The following is a 26,328-nucleotide window of genomic DNA, read 5'->3' as shown; positions in this document are numbered from 1 at the left end:
CTTATCTAGTCGCAATATTAGATAAGTGGTTTATTTTTTATTAATCGTTATCTTCTTCAAAAATTAAGGTTTTATGAGCTTTTTTTAATTTTAAATAGTGCTCATCAAATTCTCGCTGTTCTTCAAGTTCACGTTTTTCTTCTCTTAAAGGTATATTTTTCGCCTTATAATTAATATTGTTAATAAGCAATGCTCCGCCTGAACGACTTTTAGTATATTTGTCTTTTAAATAATAAAAATAATTATCTTCCAAGTATATTAATATCTCATCAATAAGTTCTTCGTTTAGAATATCATAGCTTTCTTTTAAAGTTCTTCTTATTAAATCCTTCCAAACATATTCATATCTTCTGAAAATAAAAATAGGAATATCTGGCTCAAAATTATTTTTATACTTATTTTCTTCGTTATGCTTAATACTTAGAGCTATTCTTCTTAAAATAATTCTCGGACTAAATAAAGTTGTTTTATTATTATAAGAAATTAATTCTTTGCCAATTAAAGGTGTATCCTCACTTTTTGAATATAATTGTGGATTTTGAGAACGAAACGGAAATACTTCTAAGTTACATAATTTAATTCTATCAATTTTTTCTTTTACATCTTGTAAAGTATTTAATTTTTCACTATTTAAATACGCTTTTCTAAATTGGTTAAAAGTATTTGTTTTAGGTGCTTTTTTTATTAACATTGGATAGTAGTAACGTGCTAAATAATAATGTCCATTAGCCAAATTATTTTGATTATTTATTAAGTTTATTCTTTCATCTTTATCCTTATTTATTAAGTTATTGAATTCTTTACTTAAGATAGAATTATTTAAATCGAAAAGATGATTTTTTACAGAATTACTATCTTTAAAATTAGATAAATCAGAACTAACATCTTCTACGTGTTCACTTTTGAATTTTTCGTAAAACTCGCTCAAATCTTTAGGTGAAGTTTTTTTATCTTCTAAAGCTATATTTGGGTTAGCTAAACATTGAAATATTGTAGCTTTACTTATATTCCCGTGAAAATGATTAGGTATGCCAAAATGAATATTTTTATAAAATGTCATTTTCGGTTTTTTAATAAGGTATGCATATTCATAGTCTTTTTCAATTTCTAACCATGAAAAATCATTTTCGTTGTATATTATTTTATTATCTTTACTTTGTTTAGAATCTATAGAAGAAGTTATTTTTAAAAATTTATTAATTAAATTATTAGCTCTTTCAGTTTGCCATGGATTATATTGTTCTAAAAATTCATCTTGGTCTACTATTAAATTTTTTAATAAATAACTTTCGTATTCTTTTCTTCTTTTCTCTTTCATTTTTCTCATCCCTATTCTTAAAAAGTATTAAGACGTTTGCATAGCTTTATGTCAGTCTCAACACTGATATTTAAGCATTTAATAGGGACACTATATGGGTTTTATTTTTATTATGGTGATATATATAAAAACAAACTATCTTTCCATTGAGATTAATCATCTATTATTTTCAAATATCTAATCTAATTATTCTTATCTATATCATTAATCTCTTTCAAATTAACCAATCCTATGACTACAGGCCCCCACATCAATAAAGATGCCATTAAGAAATTCGTACCCATAACAAAATAAAAAATACAAAAACTTAAAAATCCTACGAAGATTAACATAATATTAAACCAACGTTTTTGCGCTATTTTTGGTTTATTATTAGATTCCATCCTTATTTGCTCCTTTTTTATTTTTTCGCAACAATTATAAATAAACTCAGTATGTTTTACCCGTCAATTTCGAATCCTAAATCTTCAATCATTTGGTAATCGAGTTCGTTAGGTTGTCCGCCTGTAATTAAGTAGTCTCCTACAAAGATTGAATTGGCAGCTTTTAATGCGATAGCTTGTAATGAACGTAAATTAACTTCGCGACCTCCTGCGATACGAATTTCTTTTGTTGGATTAATCAATCGAAACATCGCTATGATTCTCAAACATTTCATTGGCGATAATAAATCCAATCCTCCAAATTTTGTGCCCTTAATTGGATGTAAGAAGTTAATCGGAATGCTGTCTGCGTCGATTTCTTTCAATGCGAAAGCCATGTCGATAATATCTTCATCCGTCTCGCCCATGCCACAAATTACGCCTGAACATGGTGAGATATTGTGTGCTTTCATTATTTCAACGGTGTGCACGCGATCTTCATATGTATGTGTGGTTACGACTTCGCTATGGTATCTTTCACTTGTATTTAAGTTGTGATTATAACGATCCACGCCCGCTTCTTTTAATTTTTCTGCTTGTTCTTCGTTTGTTAATCCTAAGCAAGCACAAATTTTAAGTTGTGGATGCACTGCTTTAATTTCTTCTACTGTGTCGCAAATGTGGTCGACTTCTCTATTCGTTGGTCCTCGTCCGCTCATCACGATGCAGTAGGTACCGATATGATTGTCTGTCGCTACTTGTGCACCTGCTTTAATTTTTTCTGATTCGACTAAGGCGTAACGCTGTTTTTGTTTGATTTTGACAGATTGTCCGCAGTAACCACAGTCTTCTGAACAGATTCCGCTTTTTGCATTTAATATCATATTTAATTTTACTTTCTTGCCGAAGTAATGTTTTCTAACAATGTACGCTTCATTTAATAATTCAAATGTGTCGATTGTCGGATTTTCAAATAATTCTAAAGCTTCGTTTTTGCTTAATAAATCATGGTTTAAGATGCGTTCTGCTAAATTTAAATTCATGTTGTTTCGTACTCCCTATCTTTTAAAATGGCCCAGTGATACGTTCGTGACTAACAATGTAAACTATTAATAATTATAAGTTTACATTAAAACGAACACAAATTAAACTTCTCCTTGAAAATAAAAGAAAACCACATTGATTCTAACTATAAAATCAATGTGGCTTTATAACATTATTCATCATAATTTTTCTCGAGTTTACGTAGTTCGTCGCGTGTTTTCTTCTGCAATCCTTCGCCATAATCCATCATCTGGACAATATCTTTAAAGGCGGCATGCGGAATCGCGAGTTCATCTAACTCCTCAGGGTGCACATGTAAATCAATTTCGTCTTCGCGTCCTTCAGCTAATTTGTGTACGAAGTCAGGTTCTGTAACAAATGGTGAAGACATGCCGACCATATCTGCGTTGTTCAACGCATCTAGCGCAGTTTCTGGAGAATTAATACCACCACTCGCAATTAACGGCACACGTCCATCTAAATATTCATACACTACTTGGTTAACACGACGTCCATAATGCTCGCCTGGCGTACGTGTCTTATTCTGATAAATGTTACGTCCCCAACTCGCAATTGCCAAATATTGAATATTTGCGACTTCTAATACCCAATCCAAATGTTGATTAAATTCGTCGACGGTATAACCTAAATCACTGCCTCTGGTTTCTTCCGGTGTCGCTCTATATCCGAAAATGAAATCATCCGGCGCTTCTTTATCAATCACATTTTGCACTGCCTCCATGACTTCTAAACCAAATCGCGCTCTATTCTCTAACGTATCTACACCATACTCATCATGACGTTGATTTGAAAATGTAGAGAAGAACGTTTGAATTAACAGGCGTTGTGCTACAGAAATTTCTACGCCATCGAATCCAGCTTGAATCGCACGTGATGTCGCATCGGCATATTGTTGAATGACTTCATGGATTTTCTCGACAGACATTTCCAATACGTGATGTTTGATTGGCGAATGTAACGTCATAGGACTTGGTCCGTAAACCTCACCATAGTTCATAATTGCCGTATTTGAGAATCTGCCTGCATGTGCAAGTTGAATAATCGCTTTATTGCCATCTTGCTTCATAGCTTGAGCCACTTTTCTCAAACCTGGGATACAATCATCATCAGAAATGTTAAAACCATATTCGAATAATTGCCCATACGGTTCAATATATGCGGCACCTGTCACTTGTAATGGCGCTGAACCAGCACGTCGCTTGGCATAGCGGATATCTTCCTCTGTAATATGGCCTTCTTTCGTAGAAGAATTGGTCGTCATTGGAGACAACACGAAACGGTTAGCTAATTCTATGCCATTCGGTAAAGTAATTGGTTGTAATAAGGGTTGATATTGTGTCATTATCGGCATCCTCTTTCGTACATGATGTATTATTTTCAAAGTAACACGCCACATCCCAATACTCAATTGACTTGTTTATGAACTTCTTTCATCCCCTTTTCAAAAATGAAAAACATTGCCTGGGAAATTCTTCCAAGCTAGCAAAGCAAAATTTAACAAAAATGGTACAAACACGTTAAAATAGGAGTGGGTATATAAATCAAGGGAATGGTACTTTACAGTTGGAGATGAGTGTCCGATGGAATTCAGTGTTTTAGATTATGCCTTGATAGACGAAGGCAAAGACGCAGCACAGGCGTTGCAAGATACGACAAGACTTGCGAAACTTGCGGACGACTTAGGTTACAAACGTTTCTGGTTAACAGAACATCATGATGTGCCAGCCTTTGCGGGTAGTAGTCCTGAGTTACTGATGATGTATCTCTTAGGACAAACTGAGCGAATCAAGCTAGGTTCTGGTGGCGTCATGTTGCCTCATTATAGTCCGTATAAAGTGGCGGAAAACTTCAAGATGTTGGAGGCGTTGTATCCTGGTCGTGTTGACTTAGGTATCGGGAATAATCCTGGCACTGCGATAGTGAAACGTGCCATGGATGAGGATAAAACCGATTATCTTGATTATAGACAAAGTATCGAGGATATTCGCGGTTATTTAACGCAACCACCTGAGGAACAGCGTGTGGGTAAAGTCATCGCGCAACCACAGATTACTCGCCACCCTGAAATGTGGCTCTTAAGTACAAGTCAGCGTTCTGCCAAGTTTGCAGCTACGCAAGGTATGGGCTACACGCTAGGTACGTTTTTACTACCTAGCCAGGATAAAATAGATGCGGCGAAAAACAGTGTTGCGACGTATCGCAGTCATTTTCAAAAAACGAAGTTAAACATGTCGCCTAAGGTGATGATAACGGCGTTTGTGATTGTGACGGATACGGAAGATGAGGCACAACAACTGTTGCATGCGCTTGATGTGTGGTTGTTAGGTAAACGTCAATTTGCGGAATTCGACCGTTTCCCATCTATCGAAACTGCGAAGAACTATCAACTGAATGATCGTGACAAACGACTCATCGCACAACACCGCGCACGCATCTTAGCTGGTACGGTAAAACAAGTGAAACCGCGCTTGGATGCGATGATTGAGACATTCGAAGCAGACGAAGTCTTGGTCGTACCATTATTACCAGGTATCGAGCAACGATGCCGTACCATCGAACTTTTAGCACACACGTATTTATAAATAGAGAAAGGATGTTATGAAATGGCTAAATTAGCTAATTATTTATATGTTGAAAAGGTAGGAAACCAATATATCTATAGAATGACACCTGAACTTCAAGACGATGTAGGTACAGTAGGTTATGTCGAATTTATGGGTGCTGACGATGTAAATGTAAATGATGAAATCGTAAGTATCGAAGCGTCTAAAACAGTATTAGATGTACAATCACCTCTTGCAGGTAAAATTGTTGAACGTAATACAAAAGCTGAAGATGAACCTTCAATCTTAAATTCTGAAAAACCAGAAGAAAATTGGTTAGTTAAATTAGAAAATGTAGATGAAGAAGCATACAATGCATTACCAGATCCGGATGATGAATAAATGGTAAACACTCAAGAAGAACGTCTGGCTTATTTAATCCGTGCGATGTGGAAAGAGGCGCACGGAAATAAGCCTTTAGACTACCCTGACACTGCCGAGACACAATGGGAGCTTTACCGTGGATTAGCTAATGTGCGTCCACCGAAGCCTGTGTCTTCGGCATTTTTAGAAGTACAAAACGCATATTTATCTACATTGAATAACCAACAAGACATAACACACATTGAAGATTTAACACCTGTTTTAGGTGAGCAACTTTATTTATGGCAAGGCGATATCACGACGCTTGCTGTAGATGGGATTGTGAACGCTGCAAACAGTCGATTCTTAGGCTGTATGCAAGCTAACCATAATTGTATCGACAATATCATTCATACAAAAGCGGGCGTTCAATTGCGCTTAGCTTGTGCAGACATCATTGAGCAACAAGGCCGCAAAGAAGGCGTGGGTAAAGCTAAAATGACGTCTGGCTATAATCTGCCAGCTAAACATGTGATTCACACTGTGGGACCACAAATTCGTAAGCACCCTGTGTCTCAAATGAATAAAGAATTACTTGCACGTTGTTACCGCAGTTGCTTAGAACTTGCCGATGCACATGACTTACAACACTTAGCTTTTTGTTGTATTTCAACAGGTGTGTTCGGTTTCCCACAAGACGAAGCCAGTCGCATTGCGATTGATACAACGTTGAATTATTTGAGAGAAACAGGTTCACCGCTTAAAGTCATCTTCAATGTGTTTACAGATAAAGATTTAGCATTATATGAGGAGGCTTTCGCTGATGGCAACAGAGACTAATACCGACGCTAAATGGCAAGCACTCGAACTATCTCGCCATGATAACGCTGAGCAATACGAAGTGTTAGCTCAAGCTATAGATGAAGCCGATGCCATTGTTGTGGGCATAGGCGCTGGGATGTCTGCGTCTGATGGCTTCACATATATCGGTGAGCGTTTCACGAAACATTTTCCGGACTTTATAGAAAAATATAACTTCTTCGATATGTTGCAAGCGAGTCTACATCCGTTTGACAGTTGGCAAGAATATTGGGCGTTCGAAAGTCGCTTTGTAAAGCTCAATTACTTAGATCAACCTGTAGGCCCATCTTATGTCGCGCTAAAAGAGATGTTAGCTGACAAAGATTATCATATTATCACAACTAATGCGGATAATGCCTTCGCGGTGGCTGACTATGATATGGATAAAGTCTTTCACATTCAAGGCGAATACATTCTTTGGCAATGTAGCCAACATTGTCATGCGCAAACTTACCGTGATGACGATGCGATTCGTGAAATGGTGGCGCAACAAGAGGATATGAAGATTCCGTATGAACTTATTCCACATTGCCCAAAATGTGATGCGCCAATGGAAATCAACAAGCGTAAAGCACAAGTTGGCATGGTAGAAGACGCAGATTTCCATGCACAACTTGACCGCTACAACGCATTTTTAGATGCTCATAAAGATGGTAAGGTGTTATATCTAGAAATTGGAATCGGCTACACAACACCGCAGTTTGTTAAACACCCCTTCCAACGTATGACACGCCATAATCCAGATGCGATGTTTATGACTTTAAATAAGAAAGCCTATCGCATTCCGAAAAATATTCAAGATAGAACAATTCATTTAACTGAAGATATCGCCTCATTAATTATTAACGCACAAAGAAAATTAACAACTTAGGAGACGAGAACAATGTATTTAATAGAACCTATTCGAAATGGCAAATATATTGACGATGGTGCCGTAAACTTAGCAATGCAAGTTTATGTGAATAATCATATATTCCTAAATGAAGACATCTTGTTACCCTATTACTGCCAGCCAAAAGTAGAGATTGGTCGCTTTCAAAACACGGCAGTAGAAATTAACCAAGACTATGTAGACGACAACGATATTAAAGTCGTGCGCCGTGATACAGGCGGTGGCGCAGTTTATGTTGACGATGGCGCCGTGAATGTATGTTGTATTTTAGAACAAGATACGTCTATTTATGGTGACTTCCAACGTTTCTATCGCCCTGCCATCCAAGCGTTGCATAATTTAGGTGCGACAGATGTCATTCAAAGTGGTCGTAACGATTTAGCATTGAATGATAAGAAGATTTCTGGCGCGGCTATGACGATTCTAAACAATCGTATTTATGGTGGTTACTCTTTACTCCTTGATGTCGATTATGAAGCTATGGTGGAAGTGTTGAAACCTAACCGTAAGAAGATTGAATCGAAAGGTATTAAATCTGTGCGCGCCCGCGTCGGTCAAATTCGTGATTCGTTAGATCCGAAATACAAAGATATTACGATTGAAGAATTTAAAGATTTAATGATTATGCAAATTATGGGCATCGATGACATTAAAGATGCCAAACGCTATGAATTAACCGACGAAGATTGGGCTGGCATCGATCAATTGCTTGCTGAAAAGTATGATAATTGGGAATGGAACTATGGTCGTTCACCACGATACGAATACAACCGTAACGACCGCTTTAGTTGTGGCACAATTGATATTACTTTATCTATTGAACATAACCGCATTGCCGCTTGTCGTATTTACGGCGATTTCTTTGGCCAAGGTAATATTCACGATGTCGAAGAACACTTGCTTGGCACACGTATGGTCAAAGCAGATTTAATCGAACGCCTCAACGCTATTGATTTAAATTATTATTTTGGAAAAGTCACTGCCGAAGAACTAACCGACTTCATTTTAAGTTAATATAGTATATTTTAGAGGTCTGGCCGTCTAACTTCAGACAACCCTCACACTTACCTTTTATGGTTTGAAGCCTATGATTACGCACATTAGCGTAAATCATAGGCTTTTTTATTTGGAAAATTAATAACACACAATGTTTATACTGTTAGCACTTGAAATGTAAAAACAATTTGACATTTAATTTGAATATGTTAATCTACAAGTGTAAAAAACTTTTGACATTTTGAGGTGAGAGATATGACAACTATTTTATTATTCGTAACTGTACTTGTATTCGGAATATTATGGTCCATCTTTACTAATAAGTTTTTACCAAAGGAAACACTATACGAAAACACTTATGAAAAAACGTCAGATAATACTGGATATGATGAAAGACAGCGTGTGATGTTTTTAGAAATATTCTCTAAAACGTTTGTAAGTTTAGTTTATTCTTTTTTCTTTATAATCATTTTTCGAATTTTTGGTGCAAAGTTGGGTCACCATACAGTTTATCCATTCAATGAATTCCCAGAGCTAATTTATCTTATCATTGGTGCTATATTTTTAATTAGTAATTACTTTATAGTTAAAAAGAAATATTCTGGTTAGGAATTGATTGATAATGAAGAATAAAATAAGAGAATATCGGAAACAAATCGGTATGTCTCAAGATACATTAAGCAAAAATGTCAATGTATCTCGACAAACGATTAATGCCATTGAAAATAATAAATACGATCCAACTTTACAACTCGCATTTAAATTAGCGAAACAATTTGATACTACTGTAGACGACTTATTTAATCCTTAAAATAAAAACAAAGGGTGAGAAATATGTTAAAAAAACAAGATGAAATGGAACAACATCAATTTAATGTAGCAGCTAAATGGACTAATCTTTATTGCTTTACTCGTTTATAATTTATATATCAAAATTACAACTGGCACTTTAAATGTCATTTGGTTAATTATGCTTGTTGGTTTAGTTATTTACTGGGGCATTGTCACATATTTAAAGTACAGCACTCGAATTAAAGATTAGACCAAATAAGTGTTGTTCATTATATCGTATTTCTATTCAATGTTATATTTTTACACTAGTAGATGCTATTATATAATTAATAAGTATATGATATATAACAAGCACCAATCCCCTTACTACCGCTAATAGTGAGGGGATTTTTAAGCTCCCTTAATTTTCTCAAATCAAAAAAACTTGAGCTTAAATATGTAAATCACATATATTAAGCCCAAGCTCGTCTTATTTATTAAAAATATATAGGGTGTTATATATAATAACCTTTATTAATATTACTTCTTAATGAGTGTACCAATCTTTCCTTCTAAGGCATCGCCTAAATCTGCTAGAGATGTAATTAACACGCTACCTTCAGGGTTCTTTTCAATGAATTGTAACGCTGCTTCAACTTTAGGTAACATACTGCCTTTCGCAAATTGATTATCTGCAATATGTTGCTTCATTTCATCAACGGTTACTTCACCTAGACCCTCTTGATTATCTTTTCCATAATTAATATAAACATAATCAACCGCAGTTAAAATAATGAGTTGATCTGATTTTAAGTGTGCGGCTAATAAAGCGCTTGTTTTATCTTTATCGATAACAGCGTCTACACCTTTATAATTGCCTTGTTCTTTAACCACTGGAATACCACCGCCACCAGCAGCAATCACGAGCGTACCATGCTTAATTAATGTTTCAATACTGTCTAACTCGACAATATTAATTGGCAGAGGTGAAGGCACAACACGGCGATAACCACGTCCTGAATCCTCTACAAATTGATACCCTTTTTCTTGCATCGTTTTATCTGCTTGTTCTTTAGTATAGAATAAGCCAATTGGTTTCGTTGGATTTTGGAACGCTGGGTCATCACCCGCCACTTCTACTTGCGTAACTAAAGTGACCACTTGCTTATCAATTCCTAATGAATGTAATTCATTTAATAAACTTTCTTGTAATTGATAACCAATATAAGCTTGACTCATCGCACCACATTCAGGGAATGGGAACGGTGGTCCTTGCTCATGCTCAGCTGCATAGTTAAGACCTAAGTTGATACTACCTACTTGAGGTCCGTTACCATGACTAATCACAATTTCATACCCTTTGTTAATTAAACTTACTAAAGACTTAGCTGTTCCTTTTACTAATTCTAATTGCTCTTCAGGTGATTGTCCTAAAGCGTTACCACCTAAAGCTACGACGATTTTAGACATAGGCAGATCCCCCTTTGTTTATTCTCCTAAAATTGCCACCATCACTGCTTTGATTGTATGTGCTCTGTTTTCTGCTTCTTGGAAGACGACAGATTGTTCACTTTCAAACACTTCATCTGTAACTTCCATTTCAGTTAAGCCATATTTCTCTTGGATTTCTTTACCAATTTTAGTTTCTGTATCATGGAAAGAAGGTAAGCAGTGTTCAAAGATAGCACGAGGGTTACCCGTTTTTTCCATCATTTCTTTAGTTACACGGTAAGGTTCTAACAATTTAATGCGCTCTTCCCAAACTTCGTCAGGTTCACCCATAGATACCCATACGTCTGTGTAGATAACGTCTGAGCCTTTTACGCCTTCATCGATATCGTCTGTAACTAAGATTTCGCCACCATTTTTAGCTGCGATATCTTTGCAACGATTTAATAATTCGTCAGTTGGGTTTAACTCTTTAGGACATACAAGGTGGAATCTCATACCCATAATTGCTGCCCCTTGCATTAATGCGTTTGCTACGTTGTTACGTCCATCGCCTACATATGTGAAATTGATTTCGTGGTAAGGCTTTTTCAAGACTTCTTTTGCTGTTAAAAAGTCTGCCAGTACTTGCGTAGGATGATCTTCGTCTGTTAAGCCATTCCATACAGGTACGCCTGAATATTTAGCGAGTTCTTCCACAGTACGTTGTGAGAAGCCACGGTATTCAATGCCATCATACATGCCACCTAATACGCGAGCAGTGTCTTTTGCAGATTCTTTTTTGCCCATTTGGCTTCCAGTTGGTCCAAGATATGTCACGTGTGCGCCTTGATCATAAGCTGCTGTTTCGAATGCACAACGTGTGCGTGTAGAGTCTTTTTCAAAGATTAAAGCAATATTTTTACCTTTTAATTTCTGCTGTTCTATTCCCGCATATTTCGCTCGTTTAAGATCCTCAGATAAATTTAGTAAAAACTCTACTTCTTTTTGTGAAAAGTCTAATAGCGTTAAAAAACTTCTGTTTCTTAAGTTTTGCATCTTGTACAACTCCTTTGTGATTAATTTCACATTTATTGTAAGCGATTACATAAAAGAATACAACACATTATCAAATATATAAAAATATATTTTTGTGTAATTGACAAAATATTTACAATTACATGATATTTGAAATTTATTATGTATTTTGGCGTTACAATAAAAATGATAACCTGTATTTCTATGATTTTATTATTACACAAAATATGCAATAAATAAAAATAATAAGTAAACGTTCCCTGAAAATTTTTAATTTGTTATTAGGACTTTATAAATAGGAAATATTAGTTAATGTGTTTAATATACTTGAGGTCTAAGATAGATTTTCACTCACTTGAGTTGAGACGCTTGCCTAGGGTACAGTTTCAGCCAGAAATTCCTCACAGATAAATCTGTGGGAATTTCTAAGGTCTTCAACTTGTACTGCTCCCTCAGGCGTCGCTCAACTACGTTTCGTTATCTATCTTAGAGTTGTTTAAATGAACACTCTAGCAATTATATTCATAATTACAATACTCGTTGAAAGTCACACAACATCGTTTGTTATTCCTCTTACAGTCACTTAAATTTTTATATTAATATTTAATAATTTAACGTCCCTCTTTGTTGAATACTTCCTTATCACCTATCAAAACTTCCGTTAAAGCTATTTTCTAATTTTCAAATAATATTTGTATCTAATGTAAAGTTTTTCTTAATTTTTTTATGATTTATTAGGCACAAATTTGTATATGTTAATATAAATTATACGTACGTTTACATTTAATTCATGCACAAATATATGAGAAAGTGGGTTATTAATTTGGAACAAGTTGATTCATCAAATGAGCAAAATAATCAAGTAAATGACAAAATAGTTAGACCTAAAGGAAATCGATTTCTTAATGTATTGATTTTCATCTTTTTTATGATTTTTATACAATTACCAGCTATTCTAGCTTTAAGTACATTAGGATTGGCAGTAACTAATAAAAGTTTAGGCTTAATCATCGGATTGGCTATAGGTTTTATAATTCTTTCAACATTGGTTATATGGTCAGTAAGAACATATTATCGTCGTCATACATATGAAAATATTCATCAATCTTTAAAAGGTAAAGATATTGGTATCAATATTTTATGGTTTATTGGTCTTCGAATTATGATCGTAATAATGAGTTTCTTAATGGTGGCAATTTACGGTCAACATCAATCTAATAATGATAAAGCATTAATGAAAAATTTAGAACGTATTGATACCTTAACACCCTCTATTGTTATTGCTTTAATAATATTTTTTGTAGCAATAACTTTTGTAGCACCTTATGTGGAGGAACATACTTTCCGAGGTATTTTCAAAGAAACTATCTTTAACAAAGGTTCATTTATTCTTCCGTTTATATTATCTTCAGTTATCTTCTCTGCCAATCATAGTGCGGGAAATATCATTGCTTTCTTAATGTACATGTTAATGGGGATGGGTTTGTATCTAGCATATAAACGTAGAGGAAGTCTAAAAGATAGTATACTTGTACATATGTTAAATAACGCTTATGCAAGCGTAGTCCTCATTAGCGCCCTAATTTCTATTATCATGAAATAACTTTCAATAATAATTATTCTTAAAAATAAATATTAAAATTATACTTTTTATCAATAAAAAGGTTTCAATTATTAATGGATGGGTAGAATTCAAATAGATACATAAATTAGTATCTGCATGGGGTCATTATCATATAGTCTTTGTAATATTGAAATGCGTATATTCCTCTCATTTCAAAAGAATTACTCCCTAATTTTCTAGTAAATTCTATATTGCTAAGCATCCCAACAAATAGAATGTGACTTTCCTGACATTTTATTAACACCCAAACATTTGTATTTTCCAAACCACCTATAATGGTGATTTATACACTTATAGTCCTCCCAATGCTATAAGTGTATTTTTATTTTCAAAAATAAAATACCAACACTAAGACAATTATCCTAATGTCGGTACTCACTAAATTTATATTTAAATGTTACCTTGCGCATCGGCAGTTTTAACAAATGCGATCACGCCTTCGACCATTCCAACAACTCCCGGAATACCTGTCCAACAAAATAGTAAATATAAGACTGCTTTCCCATACTGTTTTCTATAAAATCGATGTGCACCAAATCCGCCAAGGAAAAAAGCTAAAGCTGCATAAACATATTTATTCACTATTATTTCGTCTCCTTTAACCAATTGATTTAAAGAAACGCCAAAAAGTTCTGTCATCTCCACCAAAGAATGCATATCTGGAGAACTCACTTCTCGTTCCCAATTTGAAATCGAATGTCGAGAAACATTTAATTTTTCAGCTAATTTTTCTTGAGACATCTTTTTAGACTTCCTTAAGCTTCTAATTCGTTCCCCAACATTGTTATTTTTCAAATTGATCCGCTCCTTTTCGACCTCATCTTATGGTTAAAACCACGTTTATTCTAGCGAAAATTATGAACAAATAGCTATTTTTTGCAGAAATTTAGCTATAATATTAAGATTTGATATATTTTAGACTAACCGATGTAGTGAGACGTCTAAGTTAAAATGTTATTGAGAATTTGCGCGAAGTATTTTTAATAAAACAAATATTGCTATTAAAAATATGACTATTGAAATAACTGAAGCGCTATTACCGTAATCTCCTCCAGTTATTAATATATTGTTGGTCTCGGTAATGTATTGAATAAGGCCGTAGTTTTCATTATGGGTTGTGACGTGAACGAGATCTGCCATGTTCCAACATATATGTAAGAACGCACTTGCCCAAATAGAATTAAATTTATACGCCGTTAAACCGTATAAAATACCCGCAATTGTTCCACTGGTTAGTAATAATATTAGACTTACTCCAGACATCCATCCATTAAACAAATGTACTGAAGCGAATAAGATTGATGTAATTATGATAGCTACGGTGATGGTTGTTTTCTTTTCAATATAACCCATTAACAAGCCTCGTACTGTTAATTCTTCAGCTATTGGCGCGCAAATCCCACCCAGGATGATAACTTCAAATAACATCTCAAGATATTCAGTCATATTCTTTGTTTTAGTCACTTCAAAATGACCAGGGACAAAACAAATAAATATCAAAAACATGACTATTGGTATTAGCAAACCTATTGATAAATAACTCATCTTAAATTTAGGCCAGTTAATACGATAGTCTCGTAAGTTCGCTTTAAATCCTTTATTGATTAAAAGTTTAATGAATAGAAATGTAAGCCCGACGTAGGTAAGACCATGTAAAACTGTTTCAAATGAATGTAAATTGATTAAGTGCCATAGAATGGCTATGTTTTGAGCCACTACTGTAATGATGAAAGTTAGGATAATAATACCAATGATTTTTAAAATTTTATTTAATAAAGACATACACAACCTCCTAAGTTATCTTAGGAAACCTATACTATTAACTTGCGAAAATTTGTGAAATTGTGCCACAAATAATAACTACTATAGCTAGTACGAGCCACCATTTTTGAGATAAAAAGTCCCAAAAATTTAAATGTTGAGGCGTTTGATTTACTTCCTCTTTATGTAATGGAGTTTCTTCTCCAGTTAATAATTCATCTGTTGATATACCAAACTTCTCTGCCAATTGAATAATCATTTGAACATTGGGTTCAATTGTTCCCTGTTCCCATTTAGAAATGGTTTGTCGTGTCGTATGTAATTCAGTAGCTAATTGATCTTGAGTTAGATTATTCTTCTTTCGATGCTTTTTAATCTGTTCTGCAAGTTTCATAATATAGGTCACCTCTCTTCAAACTTAGCAAGTTTAGATGTAAATTTCCGCATACAAAATGGTTCATTATCTTAATAATAGATAACATTTTGTCTCCAAAATTTAGCATATCATGATATTTATGTATTTAATCATTATTTATAAAATTAGATAAAAAATAACTCACTAAATGAACTTAATCATCTAGTGAGTTATACGAGTTATATATTATTTTTCAGTTTTTGATGATTTGCGTTTTCTGATGAATGCTAAGCCTAGGCCACCAAATAATACTGACCATAAGGTTGTATTTGTTTCAGTTTGACCTGACTTTGGTAGTTCATTTGTTGCTTTGGCATTAGAAGTATTTGAATGATTTGCTTTATCAGATACTACACTTCCATGGTTAGTTGTATCTGCGTGTTGATTTGATTTTGAAATACTTGCCACGCTTGAGTTATGGCTATTTGAAGTTGCTGATTGGTTATTATGACTTGCTTCTTGTTGATGACTTGTATGAACACTATGATTCACATTTTGAGAAGAACCTTTATCTTCTACTTCATTATGTGTGTTTTGTGCTTTTTCAGTATCTTGAGTATTAGGGTGTGTTTCCTCGTCTTCTTGAGTTGACGTTGGTTTTTCATCATTACTATTTGTTTCTTCTTGCTTAGAAGTTTCATTGTCCGTATTTTCTTCATGCTCTGAAGTTCCTTCTTCATGATGAGATGTCTCGTCACCTTTATTATCTTCTTGATCTGAAGTTACGTCGTCGTTATCATTTTCAGAAGCATTATCATCGACTTCATGAGATGGCTCGTTCCCCTCTTGATTTTCATTATTGCTATCAGAAGCATCGTCATCGTTTTCATTATTTGAAGTATCGTTGCCGTTATCAGGTTGTTCTCCATTATCTACCTCATGACCTGTATTTGAGCCTTCATTTTCAGAAGAAGTGTTATCTGAATCATCTTTAGACTCCCCGCTAGTATTTCCTGGGTTATTATTATCTTCAACATCGCCTGTTAAGTCGTCTAATTCCCAAGCTGAAGTTGTACCTGATAATTCGAATGACGCTAATAATGTTGGTTTGCCGTTTGGACTATCTTCAGTACTTTCAAAAGTGATACCTTCTGGTGAAATATCTTTATTATCTGGATCGTATAAATATTTCACAAAATAAGGCTCATTAGGGTTCGTAATGTCATAAATCATGATACCGCCAGCACGTTCTAAACCAACAAATGCATAAGAATGTGCACCTACTTTACCGACAACGACATTCTCAACTTCTGGACCTTTGTCATCGCTACGTCCGTCCACTTCAATCTCATCTGGACCTTCATAGTTACCATTGAAGCGTTCTGGTAATAAATCTAGAATACGTTGTTCAATGTCATTACCACTGTCATAAATCATTTCTAAATCAGATGCTCTTAGGATAGAGAATGAACGACCACCGTATGAAACTAGCGCATTAAATTTGCCATCTTTATCTTTAAATGCATGAGATGTCGTAACTTTTAAACGACCAAGTTGCTCATCATCAAACAAGCCATTTTTAACCATTTCGTCTAACTCATCTTGTGTGAAGCCTTGATAGTAACGTGCATCTAACTTAATATCATCTTTCAATTTCTTCACACGTTTTTCTTCAGAATAACCGTCATAATCTTGTGAATCACCTTCATTCGCAATTAACAGATACGTTTCCCCGTTATATTCATACGTATCGATACCATCCGGTTGTAATAAGCCTAATACTGGAACGCGACGTAATTCTTTTTTATCATCTTTATCTGATGGATCCATTGAATTTTGAGCTAGTGAGTGATCTTTATATGGTAAGCCTTTCACTTGGACAATTTGTGCCTTTTCGATATCAAGCTTCGCAATCGCGCTTACTTCTTGTAACGTCACATAAGCGTATTTACTATTGTCATCTGCCGCAATGTATTCTGGTTCAATATTTAAATAAGCGTCATCGGCATTAGGTCCTAATGCACGGATACCTTTTTGATGTTCTTTCGTGAACGACGCCGTTCTCACATCATTCGCTGTTAAATGTTGAGGCCCTTTCGTCACATCAATGACCGACACTGAGCCTTGAGGATTCACAGTGTAATCATCATTCGGCTCACCTTCATTTGCGACTAATAAATATTTGCCATCTTTAGAGAACGTCACCATATCCGGAAGACTGCCGACCGTTAAATGATTTAAATAATCGCCATTTGAACCGTAGAACACCACGTGTCCGGGCTTAGTCTTATCCACTGCTGGCGCTGACACTGCGACGTAATCACCACTTGGATGTACCGTCACACTTGTTAAATCGCCCGCTTCAATTCCATTATCTTTTAAATACAAACGTTTCACTAAGTTAATTTCGCCATCTTTTCCAGGGTGCTTCACATCAATGATATCTAACGCTTCTTTATCACCATTCACCGAATATGCATAGCCATTCTTCGGATTGTACTTTACAATCTCCGTACCACCCTTATCGAAATCAGCACCACTTGTATAACGACCCTTATGCGTAATATTTAATTGATCTTGTCCTGTCTTAGAAGCATTCTTTGTACGTTGAGCCGAAGTCCACACAGGCGTTGTAGACAGAGTCGCTTTCGGTTGTTGATCTTGAGAGTTCGCATCCTCCTGTAATACTTTGTATAGTTCTTCCTTCTCCTTAGGCGTTAAGTCCTTAACCTCAGTCTTAGGGACATCAGTAATTGCCACACTACCTTCTTCCGTAGAAGTTACTTCATTATTTTTCACTTCTTCTTGAAAAGGTCGATCAGCCGGACTTACTTGAGTAGACTCCCCACCCTCTTGCGTCATGTTTACATGCTTATCTTGAGCTACTGCAGAATCTGAACTTTCGTTACTTTCTTGCGTGATTTTATCATGTCCAGTTTCTGCCTTTTCAGTACTTGGTTGTGTTGATTTTGTAGTTTCTTGGGTAGCCACTTCTTGAGTAGCTTCTGTTGAAGGTGCTTGTTTACTCTCATGTTGAGCTTGTTCTTGAGTCTTTGAAGTTTCTTTTGTAGTTTGTTCTTGTGTAGGTGTTTGTGTTGTTTTATCTTGCGATGATTCTGCTTCATTTGTAGATTGAACTTTTTCTTTAGTAGGTGCTTCTTCTGTTTTTACTTCCTCAATTGAAGTTGAAACGGTATCATTCTTAGTAGTTTCTTGAGTAGCTTGTTCTGTAGAAGGTTGCTCTTGAGTTTGTACTTCTTTAGTAGCTTCACTTTCTTGAGTAGATGAAGCCTCAGAACTTACTTCTTCAGTATTATTTTGTTGTGATGCTTGATTACTTTGAGCATCATTATGTATCGTTTCATTTGATTGAACTTGTGCCTCTTGAGTTTTCACTTCTTCAGTTGATGGTACCTCAGTTGTTTTTGTTTCTTGAGTCGCAACTTCATTTGACTTAGGTTGTTCTACACTTTGAGTAGTACTTTCAACACTAGCTTTCTCTTGCGTAGCTTGTTCTGTAGTATTATTCTCAGAAGATTGAACCTCATTACTCTCAGCAGCAGAAGCTTGTCCGCCACCTAAAAACAATAAGCTCCCAACTAAAATCGACGCCGCCCCAACCGAATACTTACGAATCGAAAACGCCTCACGCTTATTAAATAACTGCTTATTTCTCATAAAAAATCCCCCTGTAAGATGATATACACCACCATCTTACAAGAGGAATATTTATGAATTATTTGAGAGAAGTAAAATTAAAGTAAACTTTATTAATAACTATAATTCATTGTATTTAGAATTATTATTTTTACTCTTTTCAACTGGATATTTTTCGGCATTTTTCACTAATTTTTTTCGTATAATTTCGTTAATGTCGAAATCTAAATTATCAGCTAGCATATAACTGTATATTAAAACATCTGCCAATTCTTCAGCTAATCTTTCTCTTTTAGTATTCACTACTTCTTCAGGGGATTTCCATTGGAATAGTTCTAATAGTTCAGCCGCTTCTAAACTAATTGATAATGATAAATCCTTTTCATTATGAAACTGTCTCCAGTTACGTTCATCTCTAAATTGATTTATTTCTTTTAAAGTATTTTTTGTTTCATTCATTAATCTCACCTATCGATGCTTTTTTTAGTGCTTCTCTTAACTGATCGTCCACTGCATAAATATATAATCCATTTACTCCACGAGTTAAAAGAACATTTAGTTCATTTTTTAAAAGCATATCTGAAAAATATTGTTTTGAACCGTCTTCTAATGTTCTTCTTTGAGTGGCTTTTTTATTTGCACTACTTGATTTATCAAATATTATTTTTCCATCTCGATATTTAACAGAAGGTCCTATTACTACACCGGCATAATTTAAATCTAAACCTTGAATACTGTATGTTGAACCTATTTCATCTAATGTTTGTGATTGTTCAACCCATGGTAATTTTTTCTCTTTTCTATTTACCTTCAGTTGATAGTTCCATGGCATAGACCAATCTCCAATTTTTACTCTCCAGCAATCTTCATTTTTAGGTGCAGTTGGTCCGTATTTCCAGTCAAATGTAGCAAGCATTCGTGAAATACCACTTTCTGTGTTTTGTGCCTTATTTCTAATCTCTTTTTCTAACATATCTGGTGAATCAAATATCTTGATTTCATACCCTTTACTATCATTAGGAATATTATTTATAGTTTGCTCATCTATTAAATTTCTTATCCAATTAAATGTAATTTCGTCACTGTTAATACGCATTTGATTTCTTAATATAATATGATTATTTTTACTTTGTGAATCATTAAAATATTTTTCTAATTGGTCCTCTTCCCATATCTGTCCAGTTGTAAGTACTTGTTTTAAATCAAAAACTATAACTACAACTTTCGCTCTTTCTAATAAATCATCCAAATGATTTTTGCCTTGATAACTTTGTTGACCTTGAGTTAAAAGTAAATGTGCTTCATCTACAATAACTACATCCACTTTATTATTTGGATTATGTGTATTAATAAAACTCGTAGGTTTACCAACAATATTATTATTTTTACCAGAAATACCTAACTTATTAGCTATTTGATTATAAATAGTTACATGTTCATTATGATTAACTAATAAATGAATATCTAAATTTTGATTTAAGTCTAAATTATATTTGCGTAATTCAAAAAGTAACGTACTCATCAAAACTGTTTTACCAGACCCCGCTTCTCCTTCCACTATTATTAATTGACCTTCTTCATCTAAAAGAACCGCTTCTTTAATTTTAGTCAAAATTTCTTCTTTAGCGTTGATTTGTTCTTGAGTCAATTTATGAAATGGAGAAGCTTTAAATATTGCAGAATCTTTAATAATACTTTCTATTGGAAATAATACGTTATTTTCTTTATTTAGCGATTTCCAGATGTCAGAAAATATTTCATCTAACTTTTCAGAAGTATAATATTCGTTTTGCTGATTTGTTCTACTATTATGAACCCTTGAAATATTATCTACGCTTAATAAGTATTGCATCAATCTATTTTCAATATCTAGTGTCAACGACTTATTAAATAGTTCATGGCCAATAACATACATCGACGAATTATTTGATGTTGAAAAGTCTTCCCAAAAAGCTTTTGATTTAATATCTGCATTAAGATGTTGTCTTGTTCTATTTCTTATATCAGCAGTTTCACCGACATAAACTTCAAATTCATTTTTATTTTTTTCATCATTAATTATATATACAGTTGGATATCTTAATAAAAACTTACCGTCTTTAGAAGTTTCCCATTTTTGTACTGACTCATTAAGCCTATCCATTGAATATTGAATGTTTTCAATTTTTAATGATTTTCCCATAACATCACCTATATACTCTATCTTCTATCTATTATCTATTTCATTTTATCAATTTTCGAACTAATTTTATCCATTTTTTTATAAATTCTTAAAAATATACAGATTCTAACTAGGAGTAAAAAAAGATAACTCTATTTTAATTTCAATAGAGTTATCTTTGTCACTTTTCTGTATAATCTATTCCACTGAGTTCAGTGCGCTTAGCATGTCTGTTTTACTGATTTTGCGTGCCATGATGAGCATGACGATGAAGGCGAAGACGAGTGTTAATACGGTTGATAGGCCAAAGTTGGTCCAGTAGAGTGTCATGTCTGCCATGGCATTGTTTGGTGGTAGTGTGCTCATGATGAAGTGATGTAGGTAGTAACCACCTATGAAACCAACTAAGATGCCGACTATGGTTAACAAGATTGTCTCGCGATAGATGTACATGACGGTTTCTTTTTTATAGAAGCCTAAGACTCTTAAGGTTGCGAGTTCTCGCGTACGTTCACTAACGTTAATATTAGTTAAGGTAAATAGTACAACGAATGATAGTGCTGATGATGCCACTACAATAATCAAGACGATGTTGTCTAAGCCGTCTAAGATGGTATTAATTGCTGTTTTAGCTTGATTAGATTGGATGGCTGTTTGAGCTGCGTCTTGGCTATTGAGTTCTTTAGATACGTTGTTGATATTGCTTGCTGAACGATCTGATAAGTTAATAATTTTCGCGTTGTAATTTACTTTGTTGTCGAAGACTTTTTCATAGTAAGTTGGGTTCATAATCATATGATGTCCTGCATACATTTGTGTAATGCCATCTATCTTCACTTTGTGCGTTTTGCTGGCATTATCTTTAATCGTAATATTGTCACCCACTTTGTAGTGACCAAGTTTTGCTAACTTTTCAGTGATAATTGCGCCATTATCGCTTAAGTTCATTTGTTTACCAGTATCGTAATCTTTCAAGGTCATGAATTTGCTGAAATTATCTGTATGTTTAGGAATCATCATTGTAATTTGTTGGTTATCGATGACATTCTTCGGTTTGGCAGTAACCGCTTCATAATACATATCATCTTGGGCTTTAACGCCTTTCATGTCGCTGATTTTCTTTTCATGAGCGTCTTTATCGTGCTGACTGGCATTAGGATTATATACGCCGATAACATCGTAATGAATAATGTCCTTATATTGATTGTCGATAATACCATTTAATGAATCGCGCATACCGAAGCCTGTGATTAATAACGCTGTACATCCAAAGACTCCGAAAATGGTCATTAACATACGACCTTTGTATCTGAATAGATTTCGAGCTGTGACTTTCTTATTGAATGACATGTGTTTCCAAATGAATGGAATACGTTCTAACAGAATTTTAGATCCTGCTTTCGGTGGTTTCGGTAACAAGAGATATTTCGGTTTCTCTTTCAATGCTTTCCACGCAATCACCATTGACGGTACGACTGTGCACAGTAGCGCTAGGATGAAACTAATGATGATCCACAACCAATGTGCTGGTGTTTGAATTGCTGGTACGACCAAGTTAGCTGCGTACGCTTGATAGATGCGTTGTGGTAAGAGCCATGTACCAAAGAAACTACCCACGACTGTGCCGATAATCGCCGCACTCGTGCCATAGATTAAGAACACTTTCATTGTGTCGAACTTGCTGTAACCTAACGCACGCATCAAGCCCATGTTTGTACGTTTCTCTTCAGCCATGCGAGACATCGTGATAAATGTCACTAAGATGGCTACGGCGAAGAAGATAATTGGGAACGTATTCGATAAGACGTCGATACGTTTCGCTGATTCACCAAATTGACTATAACCTTGGTTATAATCGCTACGTGATTTAATTGAAAAATGAACATCATTCAGTTTTTTAATTTCTGATTCTTTATTTTTGAGCTTTTGTTCTGCTTGTGAAATATCTTGTTGTTTCTCTTTATATTGACCCGTTTGTTTTAAGATGGCTTCATTCTCTTTTAATGCCTCTTTTTGTTGGTCTAATTTCTTCTTAGATTTATCGAGTTCGCTTTGTTTATCCTCTTTTAATTGTGAGACTTGTTTGTCTGACCAGTCCATTAAATTTTTCTCATTTTGAGCAACATTTTTATTGATTTGTTTCTCGAATTGATCTGAATAAGCTTGGCTTTTTACATTGTCATATGTGATTTTAGCAACGTTTGCTTTTGTTGTTGAAAAGGCGCTCTTCGCAAGCACGCCAAATGTGTCGATTTGACCTTTACCTGCGCTCGTTACACCCAAATCACGTTTTTGCATGTAATCACTAGAGGTAACGAATCCGACCACTTTATATTTAGAATGTTTAAGTCCAGAAACGTCTTTGTCACCATCATTATTTGTTAACGTGATTATATCGCCAATATGATATTTTGAAGTGTCTTGTTCACTTAATGCAATTTCATTAGATTTTGTAGGCAAACGTCCTTCTTTCGCTTTGTATGTTGAAAGGTCTTCTGTCTTTTCATTTAATCTAATCGCTGTATCAGAATTTGAAATTATAGCATCTTTATAAATACTAAATTCTGTTTTATCAACGTGCTTCATATGCTTAATATAGTTTTTATCATCTTTATCAAAGCCAATGGGACTTGTGACTTGTGCATGCGCCATATGATGTTCTTTGAAATAGTCATCTCCTGTTTGACGCATATCATCCCCAGTCACTTTTAAACCAATCAGTATAAACGCACCTAACGCTAATAGAATTGTGATTGAAATAAATCGTGGGAAGGAAGATTTGAATTCTCGAAGTATATTTTTTCTTAACGTTTTCATATTCTTACCCCCTAATACTCAATTTCTGCGATTGGTTTAGGATTTTCATTAATATAATCTTCCTTAATCTTGCCATCAAAGATTTCAATCACGTGGTCCGCCATCTCTTTTAAAGCGGCGTTGTGCGTTACGATGATAACTGTTTTACCATTTTTGTGGCTCAAGTCTTGTAGTAATTGAAGAATTGTTTTCCCTGTTTTATAGTCAAGCGCACCTGTTGGTTCATCACATAATAGTAAATCTGGATTTTTCGCTACTGCACGCGCGATGGAAGCACGTTGTTGTTCCCCACCTGACAATTGTGATGGAAAGTTATTGATGCGCTTTTCTAATCCCACTTTTTGCAATGTCTCTTTTGGATCTAACGCCTTATCTGATAGTTCAGACGCCAATTCAATATTTTCTAAAGTCGTAAGGTTTGGTATTAAGTTATAGAATTGGAAGACGAAACCAACTGATTTGCGTCGATAACCTGTTAATTCTTTTTCGGAAAATTGAGCAATATCTGTGCCATTAATAATCACTTTACCTTCCGAAGCTGAATCCATACCACCAAGTGTGTTCAGCAAGGTAGACTTACCTGCACCTGACGCTCCGACAATCACCATAAGTTGCCCTTTTTCAAGTTCAAATGAAATATCATTATTGGCGTAGACTTTTTGATCGCCTGTGCCAAAAATTTTTGAGTAATGTTCTAATTGTACATATGCCATGTTCATCTCTCCCAAACATATATAGTTGCATTCTTTACGTGTATCAGTTAATTTTTAATAGACACGTTGTCTATTAGTAAAGTAACACATATTAATTTGTATTTCTTGCCCTATTTTTCTGGAAAATAGACTTAATAGACACATACAAAAGTAACGTTTATTAAAATTGAATTAATAGACATACGGGAGGTCTTAAAATGGATAAACGACAAATTAGAACTAATGATTATTTGAAAAAAGGAATTACAAAATTATTAAATGAAGTGGATTATTCGGACATCACCATTCAACAATTGGCAAATGCCTCAAATATTAATCGCAGTACGTTCTACTTACACTACAAAAGCAAAGATCAGTTCTTAAACTCTATGATTGAAGACACAATTTATGAAATGATTGAATATGTGAAAAAAGGCGAGGCCAAAGGAGACGAAATCTTTAATACAGAATTTAAGATTTCATTCTACAGATTATTAGAATATATAGAAATGAACTTTGACTTCGTAAAAGTACTTATACAGAATATGAACACAACTTACTTCAGAGCACTTCTTGTAGAAAAGGTTAGAGAACACATCTACTATCCATTACTTGAGAAGAACAACGTCGAACTCGATTTCGAAAAAGACATCATTTTAAACTACACAATCCATGGTCATATCGGAGTAATTGAACGTTGGATGAATAGCGAAATGCACTATAGTTCACATTACATCGCCAACATCCTTGTAAATATTTCTAAAAACTCAACCCACGAACTCCTGAATATCCAGTCAGAAATTGAATAAGTGCATAAAAAAGCCAAATGAACTCGGGATGTAGTTCATTTGGCTCTTGGACACTAAGTCATAAGATTATATATGAAGTCTGCTACGTATGTTTCTAAAAAAGCTGCTATGATGATTAATGGTAAGGCGATAAATATATATGATTTGATGACATTGATAAAATTAGTTTTTATCGCATAGTTTTCTTTTTTATTTTTCCTAAAAAGATTGGTAAAACGACGTGTGATCGCTTTGTTCAATAAATATAAAGCGCTTGCTAGAATACAAAAACCCATGATTTCAAATGTATAGTGAGGTATAAATGCAATCGATCCAACTATACCTTTATGTATATCAAAGTTAATAAGGAAGCCTAACATGATTCCTGGCAGAATAATTGTCACTACTAAATTTATTAGATAGAGATACGGTATAGGTAGTAAAGCCAAGATAAACATTTGTAATGGAACTTGAAAGCCATTATTAAAAATATATTTCCATACTCTCTCTAGCCCATTAGCGTCACTAATTTTTTCGCTCGTACTCCCTAAATCTTTCAACTCATTAAATGAGGGATGGATAAAATAACAGATAATTGTTGTAATAATTAAGCAAATTGTAGCAATAATAAATATTTTTATAGCACGTTTAATAATATCCAAGTCGAATGATTTTAGCATAAGCAACCTCTCTTTCATCTCTTATACTAACAAACATAACATGAGCCTGGGACATAAATAATATGATGATGCTATTTTGCAAATTCGCAGTAGCTGACTGAACTGAAAAGGCGTTTAAATCAAGCTTTTTCCAGTTCTAGTCATCCTTGCGGGGGT

At 34.5% G+C, this 26,328-nt stretch carries 23 protein-coding genes and 1 pseudogene; 9 read left to right on the top strand and 15 right to left on the bottom strand.

Translation table 11 applies throughout. From position 1 onward, the window contains the following. Window positions 1–40: 40 nt before the first annotated feature. From E2558_RS08545 to E2558_RS08530, 4 genes are all read right to left on the bottom strand, one after another. A complete protein-coding gene (locus E2558_RS08545) occupies window positions 41–1,318 on the bottom strand; it encodes a hypothetical protein (protein WP_126564687.1) in 1,278 nt (425 codons plus the stop codon). A gap of 182 nt (window positions 1,319–1,500) precedes the next feature. Continuing rightward, entirely contained in the window at window positions 1,501–1,701 is a 201-nt protein-coding gene (locus tag E2558_RS08540; RefSeq protein ID WP_126564688.1) for a hypothetical protein, read from the bottom strand. A gap of 56 nt (window positions 1,702–1,757) precedes the next feature. Next, the gene (bioB, locus tag E2558_RS08535; RefSeq protein WP_126564689.1) at window positions 1,758–2,723 is read right to left on the bottom strand and encodes a biotin synthase BioB; all 966 of its coding nucleotides are present in this window, start codon (window positions 2,721–2,723) and stop codon (window positions 1,758–1,760) included. A 173-nt stretch (window positions 2,724–2,896) separates the two neighbouring features. Then, the gene (locus tag E2558_RS08530) at window positions 2,897–4,087 is read right to left on the bottom strand and encodes an NADH-dependent flavin oxidoreductase (RefSeq protein ID WP_126564690.1); all 1,191 of its coding nucleotides are present in this window, start codon (window positions 4,085–4,087) and stop codon (window positions 2,897–2,899) included. Between the two features lie 238 nt (window positions 4,088–4,325). Between E2558_RS08530 and E2558_RS08525 the strand changes: the two genes are divergently transcribed. From E2558_RS08525 to E2558_RS08495, 7 genes and pseudogenes are all read left to right on the top strand, one after another. After that, complete coding sequence (locus E2558_RS08525; RefSeq protein ID WP_126564691.1) at window positions 4,326–5,327, top strand: LLM class flavin-dependent oxidoreductase; 1,002 nt, start codon at window positions 4,326–4,328, stop codon at window positions 5,325–5,327. Window positions 5,328–5,348: 21 nt separating this feature from the next. Then, window positions 5,349–5,690, top strand: coding sequence for a glycine cleavage system H family protein (locus E2558_RS08520; RefSeq protein WP_103297350.1), 342 nt, complete (start codon window positions 5,349–5,351; stop codon window positions 5,688–5,690). After that, entirely contained in the window at window positions 5,691–6,491 is an 801-nt protein-coding gene (locus E2558_RS08515; RefSeq protein ID WP_126564692.1) for a protein-ADP-ribose hydrolase, read from the top strand. Further along, a pseudogene (locus E2558_RS08510) lies at window positions 6,475–7,436 on the top strand (SIR2 family NAD-dependent protein deacylase). Before E2558_RS08515 ends, E2558_RS08510 begins: the two are co-directional and overlap by 17 nt. Further along, complete coding sequence (locus tag E2558_RS08505; RefSeq protein ID WP_126564694.1) at window positions 7,396–8,418, top strand: lipoate--protein ligase; 1,023 nt, start codon at window positions 7,396–7,398, stop codon at window positions 8,416–8,418. Before E2558_RS08510 ends, E2558_RS08505 begins: the two are co-directional and overlap by 41 nt. Window positions 8,419–8,655: 237 nt before the next feature. Further along, window positions 8,656–9,009, top strand: coding sequence for a hypothetical protein (locus tag E2558_RS08500; protein ID WP_126564695.1), 354 nt, complete (start codon window positions 8,656–8,658; stop codon window positions 9,007–9,009). A 13-nt stretch (window positions 9,010–9,022) separates the two neighbouring features. Continuing rightward, window positions 9,023–9,211 carry a helix-turn-helix transcriptional regulator gene (locus E2558_RS08495; RefSeq protein WP_126564696.1) on the top strand — a complete coding sequence of 63 codons (189 nt, stop codon included), beginning with the start codon at window positions 9,023–9,025 and terminating at the stop codon, window positions 9,209–9,211. 500 nt (window positions 9,212–9,711) lie between these two features. Here the strand turns inward: E2558_RS08495 and arcC are convergent, their stop codons facing one another. Then, window positions 9,712–10,641, bottom strand: coding sequence for a carbamate kinase (gene arcC / locus E2558_RS08485; protein ID WP_126564697.1), 930 nt, complete (start codon window positions 10,639–10,641; stop codon window positions 9,712–9,714). Window positions 10,642–10,659: 18 nt separating this feature from the next. Then, on the bottom strand, window positions 10,660–11,658 hold the full coding sequence (argF, locus tag E2558_RS08480) for an ornithine carbamoyltransferase (RefSeq protein ID WP_126564698.1): 999 nt from the start codon (window positions 11,656–11,658) through the stop codon (window positions 10,660–10,662). 802 nt (window positions 11,659–12,460) lie between these two features. On the opposite strand from argF, the gene E2558_RS08475 reads away from it, so the two are divergent. Beyond that, window positions 12,461–13,240 (top strand): CPBP family intramembrane glutamic endopeptidase, encoded by a 780-nt coding sequence (locus E2558_RS08475; protein ID WP_168210230.1) that lies wholly within the window; start codon window positions 12,461–12,463, stop codon window positions 13,238–13,240. Window positions 13,241–13,651: 411 nt separating this feature from the next. Here E2558_RS08475 and E2558_RS08470 read toward each other — a convergent pair whose 3' ends face one another. The 8 genes from E2558_RS08470 to E2558_RS08435 all read right to left on the bottom strand — a co-directional run bounded on the left by E2558_RS08470 (window position 13,652) and on the right by E2558_RS08435 (window position 24,725). Then, a complete protein-coding gene (locus tag E2558_RS08470) occupies window positions 13,652–14,056 on the bottom strand; it encodes an NINE protein (protein WP_126564700.1) in 405 nt (134 codons plus the stop codon). A gap of 159 nt (window positions 14,057–14,215) precedes the next feature. After that, window positions 14,216–15,043, bottom strand: a complete 828-nt coding sequence (locus tag E2558_RS08465) for a CPBP family intramembrane glutamic endopeptidase (protein ID WP_126564701.1) — start codon at window positions 15,041–15,043, stop codon at window positions 14,216–14,218. A 37-nt stretch (window positions 15,044–15,080) separates the two neighbouring features. Next, window positions 15,081–15,416, bottom strand: coding sequence for a helix-turn-helix domain-containing protein (locus E2558_RS08460; protein WP_126564702.1), 336 nt, complete (start codon window positions 15,414–15,416; stop codon window positions 15,081–15,083). A gap of 207 nt (window positions 15,417–15,623) precedes the next feature. Further along, window positions 15,624–19,055 carry a choice-of-anchor I family protein gene (locus tag E2558_RS08455; protein WP_126564703.1) on the bottom strand — a complete coding sequence of 1,144 codons (3,432 nt, stop codon included), beginning with the start codon at window positions 19,053–19,055 and terminating at the stop codon, window positions 15,624–15,626. A gap of 99 nt (window positions 19,056–19,154) precedes the next feature. Further along, entirely contained in the window at window positions 19,155–19,493 is a 339-nt protein-coding gene (locus tag E2558_RS08450) for a nucleotide pyrophosphohydrolase (protein WP_126564704.1), read from the bottom strand. After that, the gene (locus E2558_RS08445) at window positions 19,486–21,216 is read right to left on the bottom strand and encodes a DUF2075 domain-containing protein (RefSeq protein ID WP_126564705.1); all 1,731 of its coding nucleotides are present in this window, start codon (window positions 21,214–21,216) and stop codon (window positions 19,486–19,488) included. Before E2558_RS08445 ends, E2558_RS08450 begins: the two co-directional genes overlap by 8 nt. Before the next feature lie 177 nt (window positions 21,217–21,393). After that, window positions 21,394–24,012, bottom strand: coding sequence for an FtsX-like permease family protein (locus E2558_RS08440; RefSeq protein ID WP_126564706.1), 2,619 nt, complete (start codon window positions 24,010–24,012; stop codon window positions 21,394–21,396). Window positions 24,013–24,023: 11 nt separating this feature from the next. Further along, on the bottom strand, window positions 24,024–24,725 hold the full coding sequence (locus E2558_RS08435; RefSeq protein ID WP_126564707.1) for an ABC transporter ATP-binding protein: 702 nt from the start codon (window positions 24,723–24,725) through the stop codon (window positions 24,024–24,026). A 197-nt stretch (window positions 24,726–24,922) separates the two neighbouring features. On the opposite strand from E2558_RS08435, the gene E2558_RS08430 reads away from it, so the two are divergent. Next, entirely contained in the window at window positions 24,923–25,513 is a 591-nt protein-coding gene (locus tag E2558_RS08430; RefSeq protein ID WP_126564708.1) for a TetR/AcrR family transcriptional regulator, read from the top strand. A 53-nt stretch (window positions 25,514–25,566) separates the two neighbouring features. Here E2558_RS08430 and E2558_RS08425 read toward each other — a convergent pair whose 3' ends face one another. Next, on the bottom strand, window positions 25,567–26,172 hold the full coding sequence (locus E2558_RS08425; protein ID WP_126564709.1) for a stage II sporulation protein M: 606 nt from the start codon (window positions 26,170–26,172) through the stop codon (window positions 25,567–25,569). Window positions 26,173–26,328: the final 156 nt, after the last annotated feature.

The sequence above is a fragment of the Staphylococcus pragensis genome, assembly GCF_004785665.1.
In the GTDB taxonomy this organism is placed as follows: domain Bacteria; phylum Bacillota; class Bacilli; order Staphylococcales; family Staphylococcaceae; genus Staphylococcus; species Staphylococcus pragensis.
This window is presented reverse-complemented; position numbering and strand designations above follow the sequence as displayed.

Bases quoted from the DNA above. Each gene is read 5' to 3' on its own strand.
- E2558_RS08545 (WP_126564687.1), bottom strand. From the start codon at position 1,318: ATGAAAGAGAAAAGAAGAAAAGAATACGAAAGTTATTTATTAAAAAAT.
- E2558_RS08540 (WP_126564688.1), bottom strand. From the start codon at position 1,701: ATGGAATCTAATAATAAACCAAAAATAGCGCAAAAACGTTGGTTTAAT.
- bioB (WP_126564689.1), bottom strand. From the start codon at position 2,723: ATGAATTTAAATTTAGCAGAACGCATCTTAAACCATGATTTATTAAGC.
- E2558_RS08530 (WP_126564690.1), bottom strand. From the start codon at position 4,087: ATGACACAATATCAACCCTTATTACAACCAATTACTTTACCGAATGGC.
- E2558_RS08525 (WP_126564691.1), top strand. From the start codon at position 4,326: ATGGAATTCAGTGTTTTAGATTATGCCTTGATAGACGAAGGCAAAGAC.
- E2558_RS08520 (WP_103297350.1), top strand. From the start codon at position 5,349: ATGGCTAAATTAGCTAATTATTTATATGTTGAAAAGGTAGGAAACCAA.
- E2558_RS08515 (WP_126564692.1), top strand. From the start codon at position 5,691: ATGGTAAACACTCAAGAAGAACGTCTGGCTTATTTAATCCGTGCGATG.
- E2558_RS08505 (WP_126564694.1), top strand. From the start codon at position 7,396: ATGTATTTAATAGAACCTATTCGAAATGGCAAATATATTGACGATGGT.
- E2558_RS08500 (WP_126564695.1), top strand. From the start codon at position 8,656: ATGACAACTATTTTATTATTCGTAACTGTACTTGTATTCGGAATATTA.
- E2558_RS08495 (WP_126564696.1), top strand. From the start codon at position 9,023: ATGAAGAATAAAATAAGAGAATATCGGAAACAAATCGGTATGTCTCAA.
- arcC (WP_126564697.1), bottom strand. From the start codon at position 10,641: ATGTCTAAAATCGTCGTAGCTTTAGGTGGTAACGCTTTAGGACAATCA.
- argF (WP_126564698.1), bottom strand. From the start codon at position 11,658: ATGCAAAACTTAAGAAACAGAAGTTTTTTAACGCTATTAGACTTTTCA.
- E2558_RS08465 (WP_126564701.1), bottom strand. From the start codon at position 15,043: ATGTCTTTATTAAATAAAATTTTAAAAATCATTGGTATTATTATCCTA.
- E2558_RS08460 (WP_126564702.1), bottom strand. From the start codon at position 15,416: ATGAAACTTGCAGAACAGATTAAAAAGCATCGAAAGAAGAATAATCTA.
- E2558_RS08455 (WP_126564703.1), bottom strand. From the start codon at position 19,055: ATGAGAAATAAGCAGTTATTTAATAAGCGTGAGGCGTTTTCGATTCGT.
- E2558_RS08450 (WP_126564704.1), bottom strand. From the start codon at position 19,493: ATGAATGAAACAAAAAATACTTTAAAAGAAATAAATCAATTTAGAGAT.
- E2558_RS08445 (WP_126564705.1), bottom strand. From the start codon at position 21,216: ATGGGAAAATCATTAAAAATTGAAAACATTCAATATTCAATGGATAGG.
- E2558_RS08440 (WP_126564706.1), bottom strand. From the start codon at position 24,012: ATGAAAACGTTAAGAAAAAATATACTTCGAGAATTCAAATCTTCCTTC.
- E2558_RS08435 (WP_126564707.1), bottom strand. From the start codon at position 24,725: ATGGCATATGTACAATTAGAACATTACTCAAAAATTTTTGGCACAGGC.
- E2558_RS08430 (WP_126564708.1), top strand. From the start codon at position 24,923: ATGGATAAACGACAAATTAGAACTAATGATTATTTGAAAAAAGGAATT.
- E2558_RS08425 (WP_126564709.1), bottom strand. From the start codon at position 26,172: ATGCTAAAATCATTCGACTTGGATATTATTAAACGTGCTATAAAAATA.